The following is a 17027-nucleotide window of genomic DNA, read 5'->3' on the forward strand; positions in this document are numbered from 1 at the left end:
ATGACCGAGCACCACGACAGCAGCCCCGCCGACCCGGTGAACGTCAGCGACGACCCCGACGAGGTGCGCAAGGTCCACGAGCTCATCGAGAGCATGGACATCGCCATGCTGACGACGGTGGACTCCAGCTCCTCGCACGGGCGGCTGACCAGCCGTCCGCTGTCGACGCAGGTGGCCGAGGAGGACGGCGACGTGATCTTCCTCGTGCGCGACAGCAGCGCCGTCGTGCGCGACGTGGAGGCCAACCCGCAGGTCAACGTGGCCTACTCGTCGATGAAGGCGTGGGTCTCCCTCGCCGGGCACGCGACGGTCGTGCGCGACCGCGCCCTCGTCGAGAAGCTGTGGAACAAGGGCGCCTCGGCGTTCATGGACGGCGGGCCGGAGAACCCGGACAACGTCGTGCTGCGCGTGGACGGCGACACGGCGGAGTGCTGGGGTGGCGAGTCGCTCGTCGGCACCGTCGTCGGCACGGTCAAGGCCGTGACCGGCAAGAAGGACGACGACGAGGGCGCCACCGTGGTGGAGCTGCCCTGACGGGTGCGGGCGAGACCTTCGAGATGGCCCGGGTGATCGGGGTGGAGGGACGTCCGGACGAGGGGCCTCAGCCCTCCCGGATCACCCGCATCGACTCCGCGACGACCTCGTCGACCGTCCCGCCGACGTCGACGAGCGCGCCCTGCTCGTCCTCCTCGAGCATCTCCAGGGTGTCGAACTGCGACTGCAGCAGCGAGGGCGGCATGAAGTGCTCCCGCTTCTCCATCCGCTCGAGCAGGACCTCCTGGTCGCCGTGCAGGTGCACGAAGAAGAGGTCCGCACCGCTCTCGCGCAGCCAGTCGCGGTACATCCGCTTCAGGGCCGAGCACCCGGTGACCGAGATCTCGCCCTTCTCGTCGAGCTCGCGGATGCGATCGGCCAGGGCCTTCAGCCAGGGCCGGCGGTCGTCGTCGTCGAGGGGGATCCCCGCCGACATCTTCTCGACGTTGGCCCGGGGGTGATAGCTGTCGCCCTCGACGAAGACTCCGTCCAGCCGTTCGGCGACGGCCTCGCCGATGGTCGTCTTGCCGGTGCTGGTCACGCCCATCACCACGACGTGCCGCGGGGCGGCCACTACAGCACGAGCCACAGCAGCGCGGCGAGCACGAACACGGCCAGACCGAGCGTGGTCTCCATGACCGTCCACGTCTTCAGCGTGGTCTTCTCGTCCATCCCGAAGAACCGGCTGACCAGCCAGAAGCCGGAGTCGTTGACGTGCGAGAGCACGGTGGCCCCGGCGGCCACGGCGAAGACCAGCAGCGCGATCTTGACGTCGGACAGGCCCTCGGCGGCGACCTGGGCAGAGATGAGGCCCGCGGTCGTGGTCAGGGCCACGGTGGCCGAGCCCTGGGCCACGCGGAGGGCGGTCGCGATGAGGAAGGCCTGCAGGATGAGCGGCAGGCCGACGTCGGACAGCGACTCGGTGAGCGCCTGGCCGATGCCGCTGGCGCGCAGCACGCCGCCGAACATGCCGCCGGCACCGGTGATGAGGATGATCGCCGCGATCGGGCCGAGCGCCTCGTCCATGAGCTTGGTGGCCGCCGGGATGGTGAACCGCCCGGGGGAGAGCACGACGACCGCGGCGATGACCGTGATGAGGAGCGCGACCGGGGTCTGGCCGATGAGCTGCAGACCGCTGGCCCAGGCGGCGTCGTCGGCGATCTGACCGCCGGTGCGCAGGGTGCCGACCACGGTGTTCAGCGCGATGAGCAGGAAGGGCAGGAGGAGCAGGCCGAGGACGACCCCGAACGCCGGGACCTTGGTCCGGACAGCGGTGCTGCCGCCCGAGCCGTCCGCCGTCTCGTCGACACCGGCGTTCTCCTCGCCGAAGAGCAGGTCGGGGATGTCGACGTCGAACCGGTCGCCCAGCCTGGTCCCGACCAGGTAGGCACCGACGAACCAGGCGATGATGGCGACCGGGATGCCCAGCAGCAGCGTGATGCCGATGTCGCCGCCCATGAGGTCGGCGGCGGCGACCGGGCCCGGGTGCGGCGGGACGATGGCGTGCATCGCGGCGAAGGCGCCGGCGGTCGGCAGTCCGTACTTGAGGATGGAGCCGCCGAAGCGTCGCGCCACGGTGAAGATGATCGGCAGGAAGACGACCAGGCCGGCGTCGAAGAAGATCGGGAAGCCGAAGATGAGGGCGGCGATGCCCAGTGCCAGCGGGGCGCGCTTCTCGCCGAACCGGTTGATGAGGGTGTCGGCCAGCACCTGGGCGCCGCCGGTGTACTCCAGCAGCCGGCCCAGCATCACGCCGAACGCCACGAGCAGCGCGACCGATCCCAGGGTGCCGCTGAAGCCGCTCATCAGGGCCGCGGGCACGTCCGCCAGCGGGATGCCCGCGGCGACCGCCGTCAGCAGGCTGACCGCGACCAGGGCCACGAAGGCGTGGATCTTGACCTTCATGATGAGGAACAGCAGCAGCGCGACGGCCACGGCTGCGATCAGGAGCAGGACACCGGCTCCGTATGCCGGTTCGATGGCTTCCATGGCGACCTCCTCGTCGATGGGCAGAGTCCACAGCAGACCCTCCCGTCACTGTAGGACCAGTCGCCTCGGACCGCGCGCGCATCGCCGTCCGGGCCGGCGACCGTGGCCTGAGGTCGCCCACCTACCGTGACTCCCGATGCTCCATCTCCCCGACAGCTTCCGCCGTGCCGTGACCGGCCGTGCCCCCGACGCCCCCGGCGACCCGGACGGAGACACCTGGCTCGGCCGACTGCCACGCCTGGTGGACGACCACCTCGACCGGTGGGACCTCACCGTCGACGGCGACCCGTGGCACGGGGAGAACGCCCTCGTGCTCCCGGTCCGGCGGGGCCGGGAGCAGGCCGCCCTCAAGCTCACCTGGCCCCACCCCGAGGCCCGGCACGAGCACCTGGCGCTGCGGCTGTGGGACTGGGACGGGGCGGTGCGGCTCCTGGCCGCCGCCCCCGCGTCATACGCCTTGCTCCTGGAGCGGCTCGACGGCGACCGCGACCTGACCGCCCTTCCGTTCCTCGACGCCTGCGAGGTGGTCGGCGGGCTGTTCACCCGGCTCGACCGCCCGGCCACGCCCCAGCTCGACACGCTGCAGGGGCGGGCGGTCCGGTGGCGCGAGCAGCTGGCGGAGCCGACCCCGCTCGTCCCGCGCCGTTTCACCGAGCAGGCGCTCGCGGCCCTGCCCGACCTGCTCGCCGACGCCCCCGCCCCGCGCCTGGTCCACGAGGACCTGCACGACCTCAACGTCCTCGCCCCGCTCGACCCCGCCCGTGGGGACTGGCTCGCGATCGACCCCAAGCCCGTCGCGGGGGAGTGGGCGTATGCCGTCGCCCCCGTCGTCTGGAACCGCCCGGACGAGCTGGCGCGGGCGCACAACCTGCGGGCCCACGTGCAGCTGCGGGCCGCCGTCGTCGGCGAGGCGGCCGGGCTGGATCCTGATCGAGTGCGGGCCTGGACGTTCGTGCGGCTGGTCCTCAACGCCGTGCAGACGGCGGGCGGTTCGGAGCGGGCGGAGGAGTTCAGGTCGCGGATGATCGCCCTGGCGAAGGCGTTCGCAGACTAGGCGCAGCGGCCTCCTCCGGCTGCGCGCCGGCGACGCCTCAGTCCCGCAGCGGCGAGCCCGCCACCTCGAACCGGTATCCGCCCATCTCACCCGTCAGCAACGGCCGCGCCTCGCCGATCGCCGCCTGCACCGACGGCAGCTGCAGCGAGGCCCGGTGCGCCTCGGTCGACTCCCACAGCTCCACGACGCAGACGGTGTCCGGCTCCTCCTGGCTCACCCCCACCTCGTAGACCAGGCAGCCCGCCTGCTCCATCTCCGGGTTGCGCCGGGTCAGGATCGCCACGAGCTCCTCGGCCTTGCCCGGCTGCACGCCGAGCGTCCCCACGTTCGCGAAGGTCATGGTGGCCAACCTACGGACAGGAGGCGCGGCTGCATACCCCCTCGGCGGACGCCGGTGAACGCGCGCGGCTCAGCCGCCCGGCTCAGCCCCGCGCCGCCTTGTACCTCGCCAGCGCCTCCTTGCGCTCCTCGGCGTGGTCGACGATCCGGCGCGGGTAGCCGTGGGCGTAGCCGTCCTCGTGGTCCCACGGCTGGTGCACCGCCTTGCCCGGCAGGTGCGCCAGCTCGGGCACCCAGCGGCGGACGTACTCCCCGCGCGGGTCGAACTTCTCGCCCTGCAGCACCGGGTTGAACACGCGGAAGTAGGGCGCGGCGTCGGTCCCGGTGCCGGCGACCCACTGCCAGTTGTGGTTGTTGGACGCCAGGTCGCCGTCGAGGAGCCGGTCCAGGAACCACCGGGCGCCGACCGGCCACCACACGTGCAGGTCCTTGGTGAGGAAGCTGGCGGTGATCATCCGCACCCGGTTGTGCATCCAGCCCGTCGCCAGCAGCTGCCGCATCCCCGCGTCGACGATCGGGTAGCCGGTCCGCCCCTGCTGCCAGGCCTCGATCGCGTCCTCGGGGTCGTCGTAGCGCAGCCCTGCCAGCTCCTCCCGCAGGTCCGCCCACCCGGTCCGCGGCTGGTGGTGCAGCACGTCGGCGTAGAACTCCCGCCACGCGAGCTCGCCCACGAACCGCTCGACGCTCGCCCCGCCCCGCCCTGCCAGGTCGGCCAGCAGCGTCCGGGGGTGGACGGCGCCGACCTTGAGGTAGGGCGACATGAAGCTCGTGGACTCCTCGGCCGGCCGGTCGCGCCCCCGCTCGTAGCCGGCCAGGTCGTCGGCGACGAACTCCGCCCACCGCGCGAGCGCCGCGCGCTCGCCGGCCGGCGGCAGCTCGGGCACGTCGTCGGCGGCCAGCGCCTCCTCGACGAGCCGGTCGGCGTCGGCGTCCCGTCCGAGGTCGGTCGGCTCGAGGCCTTCGGGGTATGCCGCGGGCGCGGGCCACCCGTGCGCGCGCCAGGCCTTGGAGAACGGGGTGAACACCTTGTAGGGGTCGCCCGAGCCGTTGCGGACGAGGCCGGGCCCGACGGCGTAGGGCGTGCCGGTCTCGACCCAGTCCACGTCGCCGGGCAGGGCGTCCTGGACCTGCTGGTCGCGACGGACGCCGTAGGGGGTGGTCTCCCGGGTCACGTGCACGCCGGTGGCGGCGGTCTCCCGGGCGACGGCCGGCACGACCTCGGCCGGGTCGCCGACGCGGAGGGTGAGCCGGCCGTCGAGGTCCTCGTCGAGCGCCCTCAGGGTGGCGGCCAGCCAGGCGGTGCGCACCGGCCCGACCCTGGCCCACAGCGCCGGGTCGACGACGAACAGGACGGTCAGGTCGCCGTCGGCGTCCTCGCGCGCCCTCAGCAGGGCGGGGTGGTCGCCCAGGCGGAGGTCGCGCCGGAGCCAGAGCAGGCTGGACATGGCGCGAGTCTAGGTGGGCGCCGACCGGCCCACGCGCGTGACGACCTGTGGCCCCTCCAGGGGCCACGACCGGTCACGCCGGGTCGGGCGGTGCCCGGGGCTGCTGCTGCGGGCAGTACGTTGGGATCCCAGACCGGGTCGACGAGACGGAGAGCCCGTGAGCAGCACCCAGACCAGCAGGACCCAGGACGACCCGTCGCGCTACGCGCGGCTGCGCACGTTCAACTGGATCGCCGCGGTGGTGCACGCAGCTCAGGCGGTGGCCGTGGTGGTCCTGGCGACGGACTTCACCCTTCCGGTCACCGCGACCTACCTGTCCGGGCCGCCCGGCACCCCGCCCGGGGACCAGGTCACCCTGTGGGACGTGCCGACCGCCCTGGCGATCGCGGCGTTCCTGGCGCTGTCGGCGGTCTTCCACGTCATCGTCGCCTCGCCGGGGGTCTTCGAGCGCTACCGGGCCGGGCTGGCGCAGGGGCACAACTACTTCCGGTGGGTGGAGTACTCCCTGTCCAGCTCGTTGATGATCGTCATCATCGCCCAGCTGGTGGGGATCTCCGACGTGGTGGCGCTGCTGGCGCTCTTCGGCGTGAACGCCTCGATGATCCTCTTCGGCTGGCTGCAGGAGAAGTACCACCAGCCCGGCGACGGCGGGTGGCTGCCGTTCGTCTTCGGCTGCTTCGCCGGGGCCGTGCCGTGGATCGGGGTGGTGGTCTACACGATCGCGCCCGGGTCGACGAGCGGGGCCGAGCCGCCCGGGTTCGTCTACGGGATCATCGTCTCGCTGTTCCTCTTCTTCAACGTCTTCGCGCTGGTCCAGTGGCTGCAGTACAAGCCGGTCGGCCGGTTCCGGGACTACCTGACCGGCGAGACTGCATACATCGTGCTCAGCCTGACCGCGAAGTCGGCGCTGGCCTGGCAGATCTTCGTCGGCACGCTCATGGGTTGAGCGGCGGCACGACCTGAGAGCCGACCGGCCGGCACTAGCGTGGGTCCCATGGACACCGACCGAGCCCAGGACCCGCGCCTCGCCGAGCCCCCGGCCACGCTGACGCGCGACCGCTGGTGGGTGACCGTCGCGGCGGTGGTCTGGATCGTCGGCAGCCTGTTCGGGACCGGCGTCATCGGCGGCGGGGTCGAGCAGCAGGGCGACGGCCTGTTCTCCGACAGCGCCACCCTCATCGCCCCGATGGGCCCGGCGTTCTCGATCTGGTCGGTGATCTACCTGGGCCTGGCGGCCTACGTCGTGTGGCAGTGGCTGCCGTCGACCGCACGGTCGCGGTGGGCGGCGCGCACCCGCATCCCGGCCGGGATCGCGATCGCGCTCAACGGCCTGTGGCTGCTCGTCGTCCAGGCCGACCTGATCTGGCTGTCCGTGGTCGTCATGGCCGGCATCGTTGTCAGCCTTGGCCTGGTCCTGCGCGCCACGGCGCACCTGCCGCGCGAGGGGTGGGGTGCCGACCTGACCGTGTCGGCCACGCATGGGCTCTACCTCGGCTGGATCTGCGTGGCCACCTGCGCCAACGTCGCGCTCTTCCTCGTCGACCTGGGCGTCCCGGAGACCGGCACGACCTCCGAGCTGGTCACCGCGGCCGTGATCGCCGTCGTCGTCGTTCTCGCCGCCTGGCTGCTCGCCCGGACCGGCCAGCGCATCTTCGCCGGGGGCCTGGCGGCCGCCGTCGTCTGGGGCCTGGCCTGGGTGGCCGCCGGCCGGCTCACCGCCGAGCCGGAGTCGACCACGGTCGGGCTCGCCGCCGCCGTGGCCGCCGTCGGGGTGGCCGCCCTGGCCGTCGTGCTCATTGTGAAGAAGGGAACGGACCCTGGCCGGACCCGCGTGGCGGCCTGACCCGTGACCGGCCCTGGGCGTGAAGCCGGTCGGCCGTCGGAGCGGGGGTGGTCGCCGCGGTGGGCCGTGGTGGTCTCGGTCGTCGCGGCGGTGTCCACCCTGCCGCCCCTCGTCGCCGGGCTGATGCTGGTCTGGAGCGACCTGCAGACCTCTGGGGAGAAGTTCGACGGCCTCGGTCTGGCGCTTGGCGGAGCGCTCCTCGTGCCCGTGGCGGTCGTCCTCCTGGTGCTGGTCCTGTTCTGGGTGCGGGGCGGCCGGGTCGCGTTCTGGACCGCGACCGCCGCCGCGGCCGTGCTGGCCCTTGGCCTGCTGTGGTCCGGGTTCTCGTTCCCGTCGTGAGCGGGTCGCTGCTCACTCGGTCGTGGACGCCCCCGGGCCGCGCTGGTTGAGCCGCTCGGCCGCGCGTTGCCCCAGCACCGTGAGCTTGTCGACGACCCCGGTGCTCAGCTGGCGGGCGGCGACACGACCCTTGACCGGCCGCGACGCGTCCTGCTCCGGCGGTGCGCCGGGCAGGAGCCGGTTGGCCAGCCCCATCACCCGCACCGTCGTCGACGGCATCAGGCCGTGCACCCGGATGCCGATCTTGGCCATCGGCGTCAGCACGACGTGCGGACGACCGGCCAGCACGCCGTCGACCATCGTGCGGGCGGCCCGGCGCGCGTCCATCGTCAGCAGCGGCAGCGAGGCCGCCGGGCCGAACCAGGCGAACTCCGCCGCCCGGTCACCGGTGAACAGCGCGTTCTCGTGGGACCCGGTGCGCATGAGACCGGGCACGATCGTCGTCGCGGTGACCCCGGTGCCCTGCAGCTCGGACGACAGCCCCTCGGTGAAGCCCACCGCGCCGAACTTGGCCGTGGCGTAGGGCAGGAGGTGCGGCGGCGACACCTTCCCGCCGATGCTCGTCACCACCCCGATCCGGCCGTGGCCGCGCTCGCGCATCCCCGGCAGCACCGACCAGACGGTGTTGACCGGACCCATGAGCATGACCCCCACCGCGTCGTCGAAGTGCCCGAAGGTCATCGTCTCGGCCGGTCCTACCTGGATGATGCCCGCGACGTGGATCAGCACCTCGACTGGCCCGAGGTCCTGCTCGACCTGCCGGACCAGCGCCTGCACCCCCTCGCGGTCGGAGACGTCGCAGGCGTAGGGGACGACCCGCCCGGCGCCCGCCCCCTGCGCCGACCGGGCCTCCGACTCCGCCTGCTGCGCACCCCGCCGCGTCTCCTCGAGGTTGCGCGCGCAGACCGCGACGTCGTGGCCCTGCTCGGCGAGGTTCTCGGCGACGAGCAGGCCCAGCCCTCGGGACGCGCCGGCGACCAGGGCGACAGGACGGGCTGACGTGGGTTCCATCCCTCGACGGTAGGAGCCTGTCGGCCGTCCCGCGACCGGGCGCGGACCGGTGGCGCACGTCATACCCCCCCTCACCCCTGCAGGGGTGGCGGGGGCCCCCACCCCGCCCTAGGGTGCGAGGACGACCTCCTCGTCGTTTGCGCCCGGGGTGGTCAGGGGAGGGACCGATCGGGGCGCAGGGAAGGAGTGCCGGTGCACGTCGTCGTCGTGGCGCACACCCGCTTCGCCCTCGCCCGGCCGTTCGCCGGCGGGCTGGAGTCGGTGACCTGGCACCTCGTGCGGGCCCTCGTGGCCCGCGGCCACCGGGTGAGCGTCTTCGCCGCGGCGGGCAGCGAGCCGATCGACGGGGTGGACTACCTCGAGCCGGAGACCATCGAGCTGAGCGAGGCCGCCAGGGCCGACGTCTCGATGCCCGACGAGGGCAACCTGCAGCGCCACCACGCCTACCTGGCGCTCATGCTCGACCTGGCGGCGCGCACCGACGTCGACGTCGTCCACGTGCACGCGCTGCACTACCTGCCCACGGCCATGGCGCCCACGCTGCGGGTGCCGACCGTGCTGACCCTGCACACCCCGCCGACCCCCTGGCTGGAGTCGGCGCTCCAGGTCGCCGGCCGGTCCGCCGCGCGGGGCGTCGGCCGGATGCCGCACGTCACCGCCGTCAGCGCGCACACCGCCCGGGCGTGGCGGCACGCCGTCGAGGCCGAGGTCGTGCGCAACGGCGTCGACACCGACGAGTGGACGCCCGGCCCCGGCGGCGACCGGCTCGTGTGGACCGGTCGGATCACCCCGGAGAAGGCCCCGCACACGGCGGTCGAGATCGCCCGGGCCGCGGGCATGCCGCTCGTGCTCGCCGGGCCGCTGTCCGACGCCCGCTACGCCCGGGAGCGGCTGATGCCGATGCTCGGCGACGGCGTCGAGTACGCCGGCCACCTGCACGACACCGAGCTCGTCGACCTCGTCGGCGGCAGCGCGGCGGCCCTGGTCACCCCCGACTGGGACGAGCCCTACGGCCTGGTCGCCGCCGAGGCGCTCGCCTGCGGGACCCCGGTGCTTGGGCTCTCCCGCGGAGGGCTGCGCGAGATCGTCCGCGACGAGGTCGGCGCGCTCGTCGTGCCCGACGACCGGCTGGTCGGCCGGGCCGCCGCCGCCCTGCCGCGGGTGCTGGAGATCCCCCGCGAGCGGTGCCGCCGCTACGCCGAGGACCACCTGGGGATGGCCGCGATGGTGGACGGCTACCTGGAGGTCTACGAGCGCGCGCTGCGGGTGGCGGAGATCGCGTGATCGGCTACTACGTCCACCATCAGGGGTCCGGCCACGTGCGCCGGGCGGCCGCGGTGGCCCGGCGCACGCAGCACGACGTCGTCGGCCTGGGGTCGGGCCCGCGGCCGCCGGAGTGGGACGGCGCCTGGGTCGCGCTGCCCCGGGACGACGACCCGCCGGTGACCGACCCGGAGGGGGCCGACGTCACCGCAGGCGGTGTCCTGCACTGGGTCCCGCGCCACCACCCCGGGCTGCGGGCCCGGCACCGGGTGATCGCCGACTGGATCGAGGAGGAGCGGCCGGCACTGGTCGTCGTCGACGTCTCCGTCGAGGTCACCCTGCTCGTCCGGCTCTGCGGGGTGCCGGTCGTCGTCGGCGCCATGCCCGGCGACCGCACCGACCGCCCGCACCGCCTGGCCTACGACGTCGCCGAGGCGCTGCTGGCGCCCTGGCCCGCGCAGGCCCACCCGGACAACGGGTGGCCGCAGGCCTGGACCGACAAGACCTGGCACGTCGGGGGGATCAGCGCGCTCGACCTCGGCGCCGGGGACGACCCGGGAGGTATGCCGTCGCGCGCCGCCGGCGCGGGCGCCTCCGGGCCCCGCGACGTCCTCGTCCTCTGGGGGACCGGCGGCGACGACCCCGACCAGGGCGGGTACGCCGAGGCCCAGCGGGCCACGCCCGGCTGGCGGTGGACCTTCCGCGGGGGCCGGCTGCCCGCCGCGGACGACCTCGCCGCCGAGCTGCGCACCGCCGACGTCGTCGTCTGCCACGCCGGGCAGGGGTCGGTCGCCGACGTGGCCCTGCTCCGCCGCCCGGCCGTCGTCCTCGCCCAGCCCCGGCCGCACGCCGAGCAGGAGGCGACGGTCCGCGCGGTCGCCCGGATGGGCATCGCCGCCACCGGGGTCGGCTGGCCGTCGGCGCAGGAGTGGCCCGGCCTGCTGGAGGAGGCCCTGGCGACCGGCGGCGCCGGCTGGCAGCGGTGGGGCGGCGACGGGGCCCTCGCCGCGGCCGCCCACCTGGACGGGCTGGCCGACCGGTTCTCGCTCGAGGTCACGCCGCCACCGCAGGGGTCGACGGAAGGACCGGCATGACGTCCCCCTCGGCACGCGTCGCCGTGCTCACCATCGTCGCCGGCCGCCACGACCACCTCCGCGGCCAGGTCGCCGGCCTGGCACGGTCCCGCCGGCTGCCGGACCTGCACGTCATCGCCGCCATGGGCGACGACGACATCACCGCCGGCCGGGTCGAGGGACTCACCGGCCCCTGGCGGACCGAGGTCGTGCCCGTGGACGTCGGCGAGCTCGGCCTGCCCCTGGCGCAGGCCCGCAACGCCGCCGCGGCCCGCGCGGAGGAGCTGGGGGCCGACCTGCTGGTCCTCCTCGACGTCGACTGCATCCCCGGCCCGGACCTCGTCGGCACCTACGAGGCCCACGCGCTCGGACCCGACCGTCCGCCGTCCCCGGCGATCTGGTGCGGCGACGTGGCCTACCTGCCGCCGCTTGGGCCGGGCGAGGAGCTGGACCTGGACCGGCTGTCCGAGCGCGGCCGCCACCGCGAGGACCGGGTGCTGCTCGGGCCCGGCGAGACGCTGCGCGAGGACGACCTGCGGATGTTCTGGTCGCTGTCGTTCGCGATGACGCCCCAGGACTTCCGGGCGGCCGGCGGCTTCTGCGCCGACTACGTCGGCTACGGCGGCGAGGACACCGACTTCGCCCAGGCCGTCGCCGCGGCCGGGGGGAGCCTGACCTGGGTGGGCGGCGCGACGGCATACCACCAGCACCACGAGAGCACCTCCCCGCCGGTGCAGCACCTGGAGGCGGTCGTGCGCAACGCCGGCGTCTTCCACGACCGGTGGGGGTGGTGGCCGATGGAGGGGTGGCTGACGGCGTTCGAGGAGCGCGGGCTGGCGCACGTCGGGGCCGGGGGCCGCTGGGAGGTGACGCGGTGATGCCGCGGCGGACGGCCGCCGCGCTCGGGCCCGTCGAGGCCGTCGGACCCCCCGGCGGTGGCGGCCGGCCCGTGCGCGTGCTGTCGGTGCCGTCGGACCACAGCTACGTCCAGCACCTGCTCGACCCCGACCCGGTGGCCGAGCAGGGGTTCGTCCTGCTGCCGGACCCGCCGGTGCCCGGGGCCGCGCCGGGCGTGTGGTGGCCGCACCCGGGCCTGGACGCCGCCTGGGTGCTCGAGCACGCCGGGGAGTTCGACGTCGTCCACGTGCACTTCGGCACCGAGTCGAAGACGGTCGAGGAGCTCGTGGAGTGGCTGGCCGCCCTGCGCCGGACCCGGGTGCCGCTGGTGCTCACCGTGCACGACATCTCGCACCCGCACCTGCGCGACCAGACCAGCTACCACGAGCAGCTCGACGTGCTCGTGCCCGCGGCGGACGCCCTGCTGACCCTCACCGAGGGGGCCGCCGACGTCGTCGAGCGGCGCTGGGGCCGGCGGCCGCAGGTGGTCCGCCACCCGCACGTCGTGCCGCTGCCGCTCGTCGGGGCACCCCGGCCCCGGCACGAGGGGTTCCGCGTCGGGCTGCACCTGAAGAGCCTGCGCACCAACCTCGACCCGGTGCCGGTCATCGACCCGTTGCGGGAGGCGGTCCGCCGGGTGGAGGGCGCGCGGCTGCACGTGCACGCCCACTCCGAGCTGCTCGACGAGGACTTCGGCCGCTACGACCCGCGGGTGGCCGACGCGCTGCGGACGCTGGAGGACGACCCGGTCGTCGAGGTCCACGTGCAGCCGCGGATGAGCGACCCGCAGCTGTGGGACTACCTGCGCTGCATCGACGTCTCGGTGCTGACCTACGCCTGGGCGACCCACTCCGGCTGGGTCGAGGCCTGCCGCGACGTGGGCACCTGGGTGCTGGCACCGGACGTCGGCCACCTGCTCGAGCAGGGCGGGGTGCTGGCCTGGGGCCGGCCCGACGAGCCCCCCTCGGTCGACCGGCTGCACGACCTGCTCGAGGTCGCCAGGGACCGTCGGCCGCAGGCGATCTCCTCGAAGGACCGGTTCGACCAGCGGCGGCTGCTGGCGGCCCGGCACACGGAGGTCTACCGTCAGGTCATCCGGGAGCGGGCCGGCGGTGCGCGCGTGGTCGACGGGCCGTGGGCCGGGGCCGCCCGGGAGGACGGACCGAGGAGACGCTGATGGGGCAGGACGAGGGGCGGCGGCGCCACTACGGCGCGTTCTACGGGCTCGAGGAGCTGCCCGGCACTGGACGCCCGCGGGTGCTGGTCCACGGCAACTGCCAGGCCGAGGCGCTCCGCGTGGCGCTGGGGACGGCGGACGCGCTCGACACGGTCCGCGTGCCCCCGGTGCACGAGCTCGAGGAGGAGGACCTGCCGCACCTGCAGCGGGTGCTGGACTGGGCCGACGTCGTGCTCGCCCAGGCGGTCCAGGACGACTACCGGGGTATGCCGGTCGGCACCGCCCAGGTCGACGCCCGGTCGGGGGACGCCCGGCTGGTGGCGCTGCCGAACTACTTCTCCCGCAGGCTCTTCCCCCAGCAGGTGCTCGTCCGCGGGGAGGGGATCGACGACCCGCCGCTCGTGCCCTACCAGGACGTGCGGCGGATCGGCCGGGCCGCCGGCTGGGACGGCCCGTGGGAGCCGACGCACGAGCTGGTCGTGGCCCGGGCCCGGGCCGGGCAGGAGGAGCTGCGGCGACGGGAGCGCGAGCAGGGCTCGCTCGTGATCAGCGACGCCGTCGAGGCGGCCGGCGCCGAGGCCGGCTGGACGGTCGACCATCCGGGCAACCCGGTGCTGCTCGTGCTGGCCCAGCGGGTGCTCGACCGTCTCGTCGAGGACGGGGTGCTGGACCGGCAGGAGGGCGGCGTCCCGCAGGTGGTCGACCCGGGGCGGGTCCTGCTGGCGTCGGTGCAGACGCCGTTGTCGCCGGTGGTGCTGGACGCCCTGGGCCTGGACGTGGTGCACGCCCGCAGCGCCTGGGTCGTCGGCGGGCGCACCGTGCCGGACGAGGAGGTGGACGAGGAGCACGCGGCGTTCTACGCCGAGCACCCCCTCGTCGTGGAGACGGGGATGGGCAAGTACGCCGCCCTGCTCACCGCGTGGGGCTGGGAGGAGTGAGCGCCGGGCCCTCGCCCGCGTCCGACGGGACCGACGACCACTCGGAGGTGCCGGTGGAGGTGCCGCCGGTCGTCCACGTCGTGCCCGGGCCGGACGCCCACGGGGTGGTGCTGCACGGGCTGCGGATCCGGGCGGCGACCCGGGCCAGGACCGACCTCGTCCGCGCCGACCTGCTGGCGGAAGTCGACCCGGCACGGCTGCGGGACCGGCGGGTCGTCGTCCAGGTCACCGACCGGGTGCTGGCCGCCCGCCGCGAGGACGCCCTGGCCGCCTGGCGACGGGTGACCGCCGGTGCCGTCCGCGTCACCGTCGTCCTGCACGACCTGCCGCAGGCCTCCGACGGTCGCCACCGCGGTCCGCGCAGCGAGCTCTACGCGGCCCTCTGCGCCGACGCCGACGACGTCGTGGTCGCCAGCCGCCACGAGGAGCTCCTGCTCGCCGCCGTCCTGCGGCACGCCTTCCCCGGCCCCCGGGCACGGGCGCTGCTCGACCGGACCCACGTCATACCCCTGCCGGTGGTGCGCGGTGCCTCGCCCGCGAGACCGGCCCCGTCCTCGCCCCCGACCGTGGCCACGCTGGGGTTCCTCTACCCCGGCAAGGGGGTCGAGGAGGTGGTCGACGCCGCGGCCGAGGCCGGGCTGGACGCCGTGAACATCGGCGGGGTCTCTGCCGGCCACGACGACCTCGTCGACCAGCTCGCCGGCCGGGCCGCCGCGGCCGGCACCCGGTGGTCGGCGACGGGGTGGGTCGACGACGCCGACCTGCCCGCAGCGCTGGCCGGCGCCGGCATCCCCGTGGCCGCGCACCGCCACCTGTCGGCCTCCGGGTCGATCAACAGCTGGCTGGCCGCGGGGCGGCGACCGGTCGTCGTGGCGTCCCGCTACACCCGGGAGCTGGCCGAGCGGATGCCCGGCGCCGTGCGACTGGTCGGGCCGACGCACGCGGAGCTCGTCGCCGCGCTGCGGGAGGCGGCCCACGACCCGGCCTCGACCTGGCTCGGCGACGACGTCGTGCTCGGGCCGGACGAGGACGAGGCGGCGGCGCTGCTGCACGCCGTCGTCGACCGTCCGGCGGTGTCGGTGGTCGTGCCCTACTACCGCGGTCAGGCGATGCTCGACGTCATCCTGGCCCAGCTCGACGCGCAGGAGGGGGTCGCCGGCGGCCTCGAGGTCGTCGTGGCCGACGACGGGTCGCCCGAGCCGCCCACGGTGCGCGGGACCAGGGCCGACGCTGAGACCGGCGGGGGCGGGACGGTGGTGACGGCCGGGCGGTGGCCCGTGCGGGTCGTCCGGCAGGGGCGGGACGGCTTCCGCGCGGGGGCGGCGAGGAACCTGGGTGCCCGGCACGCCGCGGGGCGGGTGGTCGTCTTCGTCGACGGCGACACCGTGCCGGCGACCGGGACCGTTGCGGCCCTCCAGAAAGCCTGCCGCACAACGGGTTCCACCCTGGCCGTCGGCCACCGCCGGCACGCCACCCTGACCCGGGCGGACGGCTCCGTGACATGGCCGCCGCAGGACGAGCTGCCCGAGCCGGAGTGGCTGGCGCAGGGGTTCGCCGCGACCGCGGACCTGGCGGAGGCCGACGACGGCGGGTTCCGCTGGATCATCTCGGCGGTGATGGCGGTCGACCGGGCGCTGTGGGACGTCCTGGGCGGGTTCGACGAACGGCTCAAGGGATACGGCGGCGAGGACTGGGAGCTGGCCTGGCGCGCCTGGCTCGCCGGCGCCGACCTCGCCCACGTGCCGGAAGCCGTCGCCTGGCACGACGGGCCCGACCTCAAGGGCCGGGAGGGCGAGGAGGCCGAGCACCTGGCCCGCACGAAGAACGCCGAGACCGGCCGTCTGGCCCCCCTGCTGCCGCACCCGCTCGTCCGCGGCCGCGGCTGGACGCACCCCTGCCCCGACGTGGTGGCGCTCGTGGAGGCGACGGGCTGGACCCCGGGCCAGGTGGAGGTCGTCGTCGAGACGCTGCTGGACCACGGGGACGTGGGGGTCTGGGTGCGGGGCGGCAAGCACGTGCCGGCCGATCCGCGGGTGCACGTCGGCCTGCCGGGGCACGACGTCCTGGCTCGTGCCCGTGCCCAGGTCGTCGTGCGTGAGCCGGTGGAGGTGCTGCGGCTGCCGTGGGGGCGCTGGCCGGAGGAGCTGACGTCCGTGGTGGCCGGGATGGCGGGGGGTGCGACGGCGCCGGAGGACCCGCCGGGACCCGTCAGCGTCGCGGCCACCCGGCTCGCCGCGAGGGGTTCCCGTCCGGTCGCTCTGGGAGCAGACTGGAGCAGGCCCGTGCCACGGGACGTCGTGGTCGAGCACTGGCGCCAACGGAGGCTGAACGATGAGCGACGACGCAGGCAGGACGGACGCACCGACGGCTGAGGACCGACGGGTGGCCGACGACGGACGCACGAGCGACGACCCGCCCTGGGAGCCGCCGCTGACCGGCGACGAGGCGGGCCACCTGCTCGGCAGCCTGGACCGGATGCGGATGATTTTCCGCTGGAAGGCCGACGGGCTCGACGCCGCGGCGCTCGCGTCCCGGACCGGCGCCTCCCAGCTGACCATGGGCGGGCTGCTCAAGCACCTGGCCAGCGTCGAGGCGACCGGGTCGACCTTCCGGCTGGACGGCTCCAACCCGGGCAGTCCGTGGGCCGAGGCCGACTGGGAGGGCGACCCCGGCTGGACCTTCACGACCGCGGCCGACGACCCGCCTGAGGAGCTCTACCGGCTCTACGACGAGGAGGTCGCCCGCGCCCGGGAACGCTTCCGGGCGGCCGTCGCCGACGGCGGGCTGGACCGGGCCGTGGCCTTCGGCGGGGACGACGTCACGGTCAGCCTGCGCCGGCTGCTGTTCGACCTGCTCGAGGAGTACGGCCGGCACACCGGCCACGCCGACCTTCTCCGGGAGGCCCTCGACGGCCGGGTCGGCGAGGACCCGCCGCCCGACTGGTCGCCCCCGCCGTCCTGGCTGACCTGAGCGAGCGCCGACGCACGCCGGCGGAGCACGGGGCCTGGCGGGGCGCTGACGTGAGACCCCCCTTGCTGCGGCGAGACCCCCCAAATATCCGGGGGCTCACCGGTGTTCCGGGGGTCTCGCCCGACGGCGCGTCAGGACCGGACGTCGACACTTGC

Annotated in this window: 17 protein-coding genes; 12 read left to right on the forward strand and 5 right to left on the reverse strand. The window is 74.9% G+C overall.

Translation table 11 applies throughout. The annotated features are described in order from the left end of the window. Complete coding sequence (locus FJR00_RS04790; RefSeq protein ID WP_141337698.1) at positions 1-534, forward strand: pyridoxamine 5'-phosphate oxidase family protein; 534 nt, start codon at positions 1-3, stop codon at positions 532-534. 67 nt (positions 535-601) lie between these two features. Here the strand turns inward: FJR00_RS04790 and FJR00_RS04795 are convergent, their stop codons facing one another. Together FJR00_RS04795 and FJR00_RS04800 are read right to left on the reverse strand one after the other, a co-directional pair. Next, positions 602-1108 (reverse strand): gluconokinase, encoded by a 507-nt coding sequence (locus FJR00_RS04795; RefSeq protein ID WP_238330303.1) that lies wholly within the window; start codon positions 1106-1108, stop codon positions 602-604. Next, on the reverse strand, positions 1108-2523 hold the full coding sequence (locus FJR00_RS04800) for a GntP family permease (protein ID WP_141337699.1): 1416 nt from the start codon (positions 2521-2523) through the stop codon (positions 1108-1110). Before FJR00_RS04800 ends, FJR00_RS04795 begins: the two co-directional genes overlap by 1 nt. 136 nt (positions 2524-2659) lie before the next feature. On the opposite strand from FJR00_RS04800, the gene FJR00_RS04805 reads away from it, so the two are divergent. Next, a complete protein-coding gene (locus FJR00_RS04805) occupies positions 2660-3577 on the forward strand; it encodes an aminoglycoside phosphotransferase family protein (protein WP_141337700.1) in 918 nt (305 codons plus the stop codon). 37 nt (positions 3578-3614) lie between these two features. On the opposite strand, the gene FJR00_RS04810 is transcribed toward FJR00_RS04805, so the two are convergent. Both FJR00_RS04810 and FJR00_RS04815 read right to left on the reverse strand, forming a co-directional pair. Continuing rightward, complete coding sequence (locus FJR00_RS04810; protein WP_141337701.1) at positions 3615-3917, reverse strand: putative quinol monooxygenase; 303 nt, start codon at positions 3915-3917, stop codon at positions 3615-3617. An 82-nt stretch (positions 3918-3999) separates the two neighbouring features. Continuing rightward, the gene (locus tag FJR00_RS04815) at positions 4000-5361 is read right to left on the reverse strand and encodes a cryptochrome/photolyase family protein (protein WP_141337702.1); all 1362 of its coding nucleotides are present in this window, start codon (positions 5359-5361) and stop codon (positions 4000-4002) included. Between the two features lie 157 nt (positions 5362-5518). Between FJR00_RS04815 and heR the strand changes: the two genes are divergently transcribed. The 3 genes from heR (at position 5519) to FJR00_RS04830 (ending at position 7543) form a co-directional block, all read left to right on the forward strand. After that, on the forward strand, positions 5519-6307 hold the full coding sequence (gene heR, locus FJR00_RS04820; RefSeq protein ID WP_141337703.1) for a heliorhodopsin HeR: 789 nt from the start codon (positions 5519-5521) through the stop codon (positions 6305-6307). Positions 6308-6355: 48 nt separating this feature from the next. Next, entirely contained in the window at positions 6356-7204 is an 849-nt protein-coding gene (locus tag FJR00_RS04825) for a TspO/MBR family protein (protein WP_141337704.1), read from the forward strand. A 66-nt stretch (positions 7205-7270) separates the two neighbouring features. Further along, complete coding sequence (locus tag FJR00_RS04830; RefSeq protein WP_141337705.1) at positions 7271-7543, forward strand: hypothetical protein; 273 nt, start codon at positions 7271-7273, stop codon at positions 7541-7543. A 12-nt stretch (positions 7544-7555) separates the two neighbouring features. Here the strand turns inward: FJR00_RS04830 and FJR00_RS04835 are convergent, their stop codons facing one another. After that, positions 7556-8554 carry an SDR family NAD(P)-dependent oxidoreductase gene (locus FJR00_RS04835; RefSeq protein WP_141337706.1) on the reverse strand — a complete coding sequence of 333 codons (999 nt, stop codon included), beginning with the start codon at positions 8552-8554 and terminating at the stop codon, positions 7556-7558. Between the two features lie 192 nt (positions 8555-8746). Here FJR00_RS04835 and FJR00_RS04840 point away from each other — a divergent pair, with 192 nt between their 5' ends. From FJR00_RS04840 to FJR00_RS04870, 7 genes are read left to right on the forward strand one after another with little or no spacing between them, the layout of a single operon-like run. After that, entirely contained in the window at positions 8747-9838 is a 1092-nt protein-coding gene (locus FJR00_RS04840) for a glycosyltransferase (protein WP_202876591.1), read from the forward strand. Further along, positions 9835-10911: a glycosyltransferase gene (locus FJR00_RS04845; RefSeq protein ID WP_141337708.1), complete on the forward strand. Its 1077-nt coding sequence runs from the start codon at positions 9835-9837 to the stop codon at positions 10909-10911. The genes FJR00_RS04840 and FJR00_RS04845 overlap by 4 nt, the downstream gene beginning before the upstream one ends. Beyond that, positions 10908-11768 (forward strand): glycosyltransferase family 2 protein, encoded by an 861-nt coding sequence (locus FJR00_RS04850; protein ID WP_141337709.1) that lies wholly within the window; start codon positions 10908-10910, stop codon positions 11766-11768. The genes FJR00_RS04845 and FJR00_RS04850 overlap by 4 nt, the downstream gene beginning before the upstream one ends. Then, positions 11768-12964, forward strand: coding sequence for a glycosyltransferase (locus FJR00_RS15685; RefSeq protein ID WP_238330304.1), 1197 nt, complete (start codon positions 11768-11770; stop codon positions 12962-12964). The genes FJR00_RS04850 and FJR00_RS15685 overlap by 1 nt, the downstream gene beginning before the upstream one ends. Continuing rightward, entirely contained in the window at positions 12964-13902 is a 939-nt protein-coding gene (locus tag FJR00_RS04860; protein ID WP_141337710.1) for a WcbI family polysaccharide biosynthesis putative acetyltransferase, read from the forward strand. The genes FJR00_RS15685 and FJR00_RS04860 overlap by 1 nt, the downstream gene beginning before the upstream one ends. Continuing rightward, the gene (locus FJR00_RS04865) at positions 13899-16274 is read left to right on the forward strand and encodes a glycosyltransferase (protein WP_141337711.1); all 2376 of its coding nucleotides are present in this window, start codon (positions 13899-13901) and stop codon (positions 16272-16274) included. The genes FJR00_RS04860 and FJR00_RS04865 overlap by 4 nt, the downstream gene beginning before the upstream one ends. Further along, a complete protein-coding gene (locus FJR00_RS04870) occupies positions 16234-16872 on the forward strand; it encodes a mycothiol transferase (RefSeq protein WP_141337712.1) in 639 nt (212 codons plus the stop codon). Before FJR00_RS04865 ends, FJR00_RS04870 begins: the two co-directional genes overlap by 41 nt. Positions 16873-17027 lie beyond the last annotated feature (155 nt).

This window comes from Ornithinimicrobium kibberense, assembly GCF_006519705.1.
Classification (GTDB): domain Bacteria; phylum Actinomycetota; class Actinomycetes; order Actinomycetales; family Dermatophilaceae; genus Ornithinicoccus; species Ornithinicoccus kibberensis.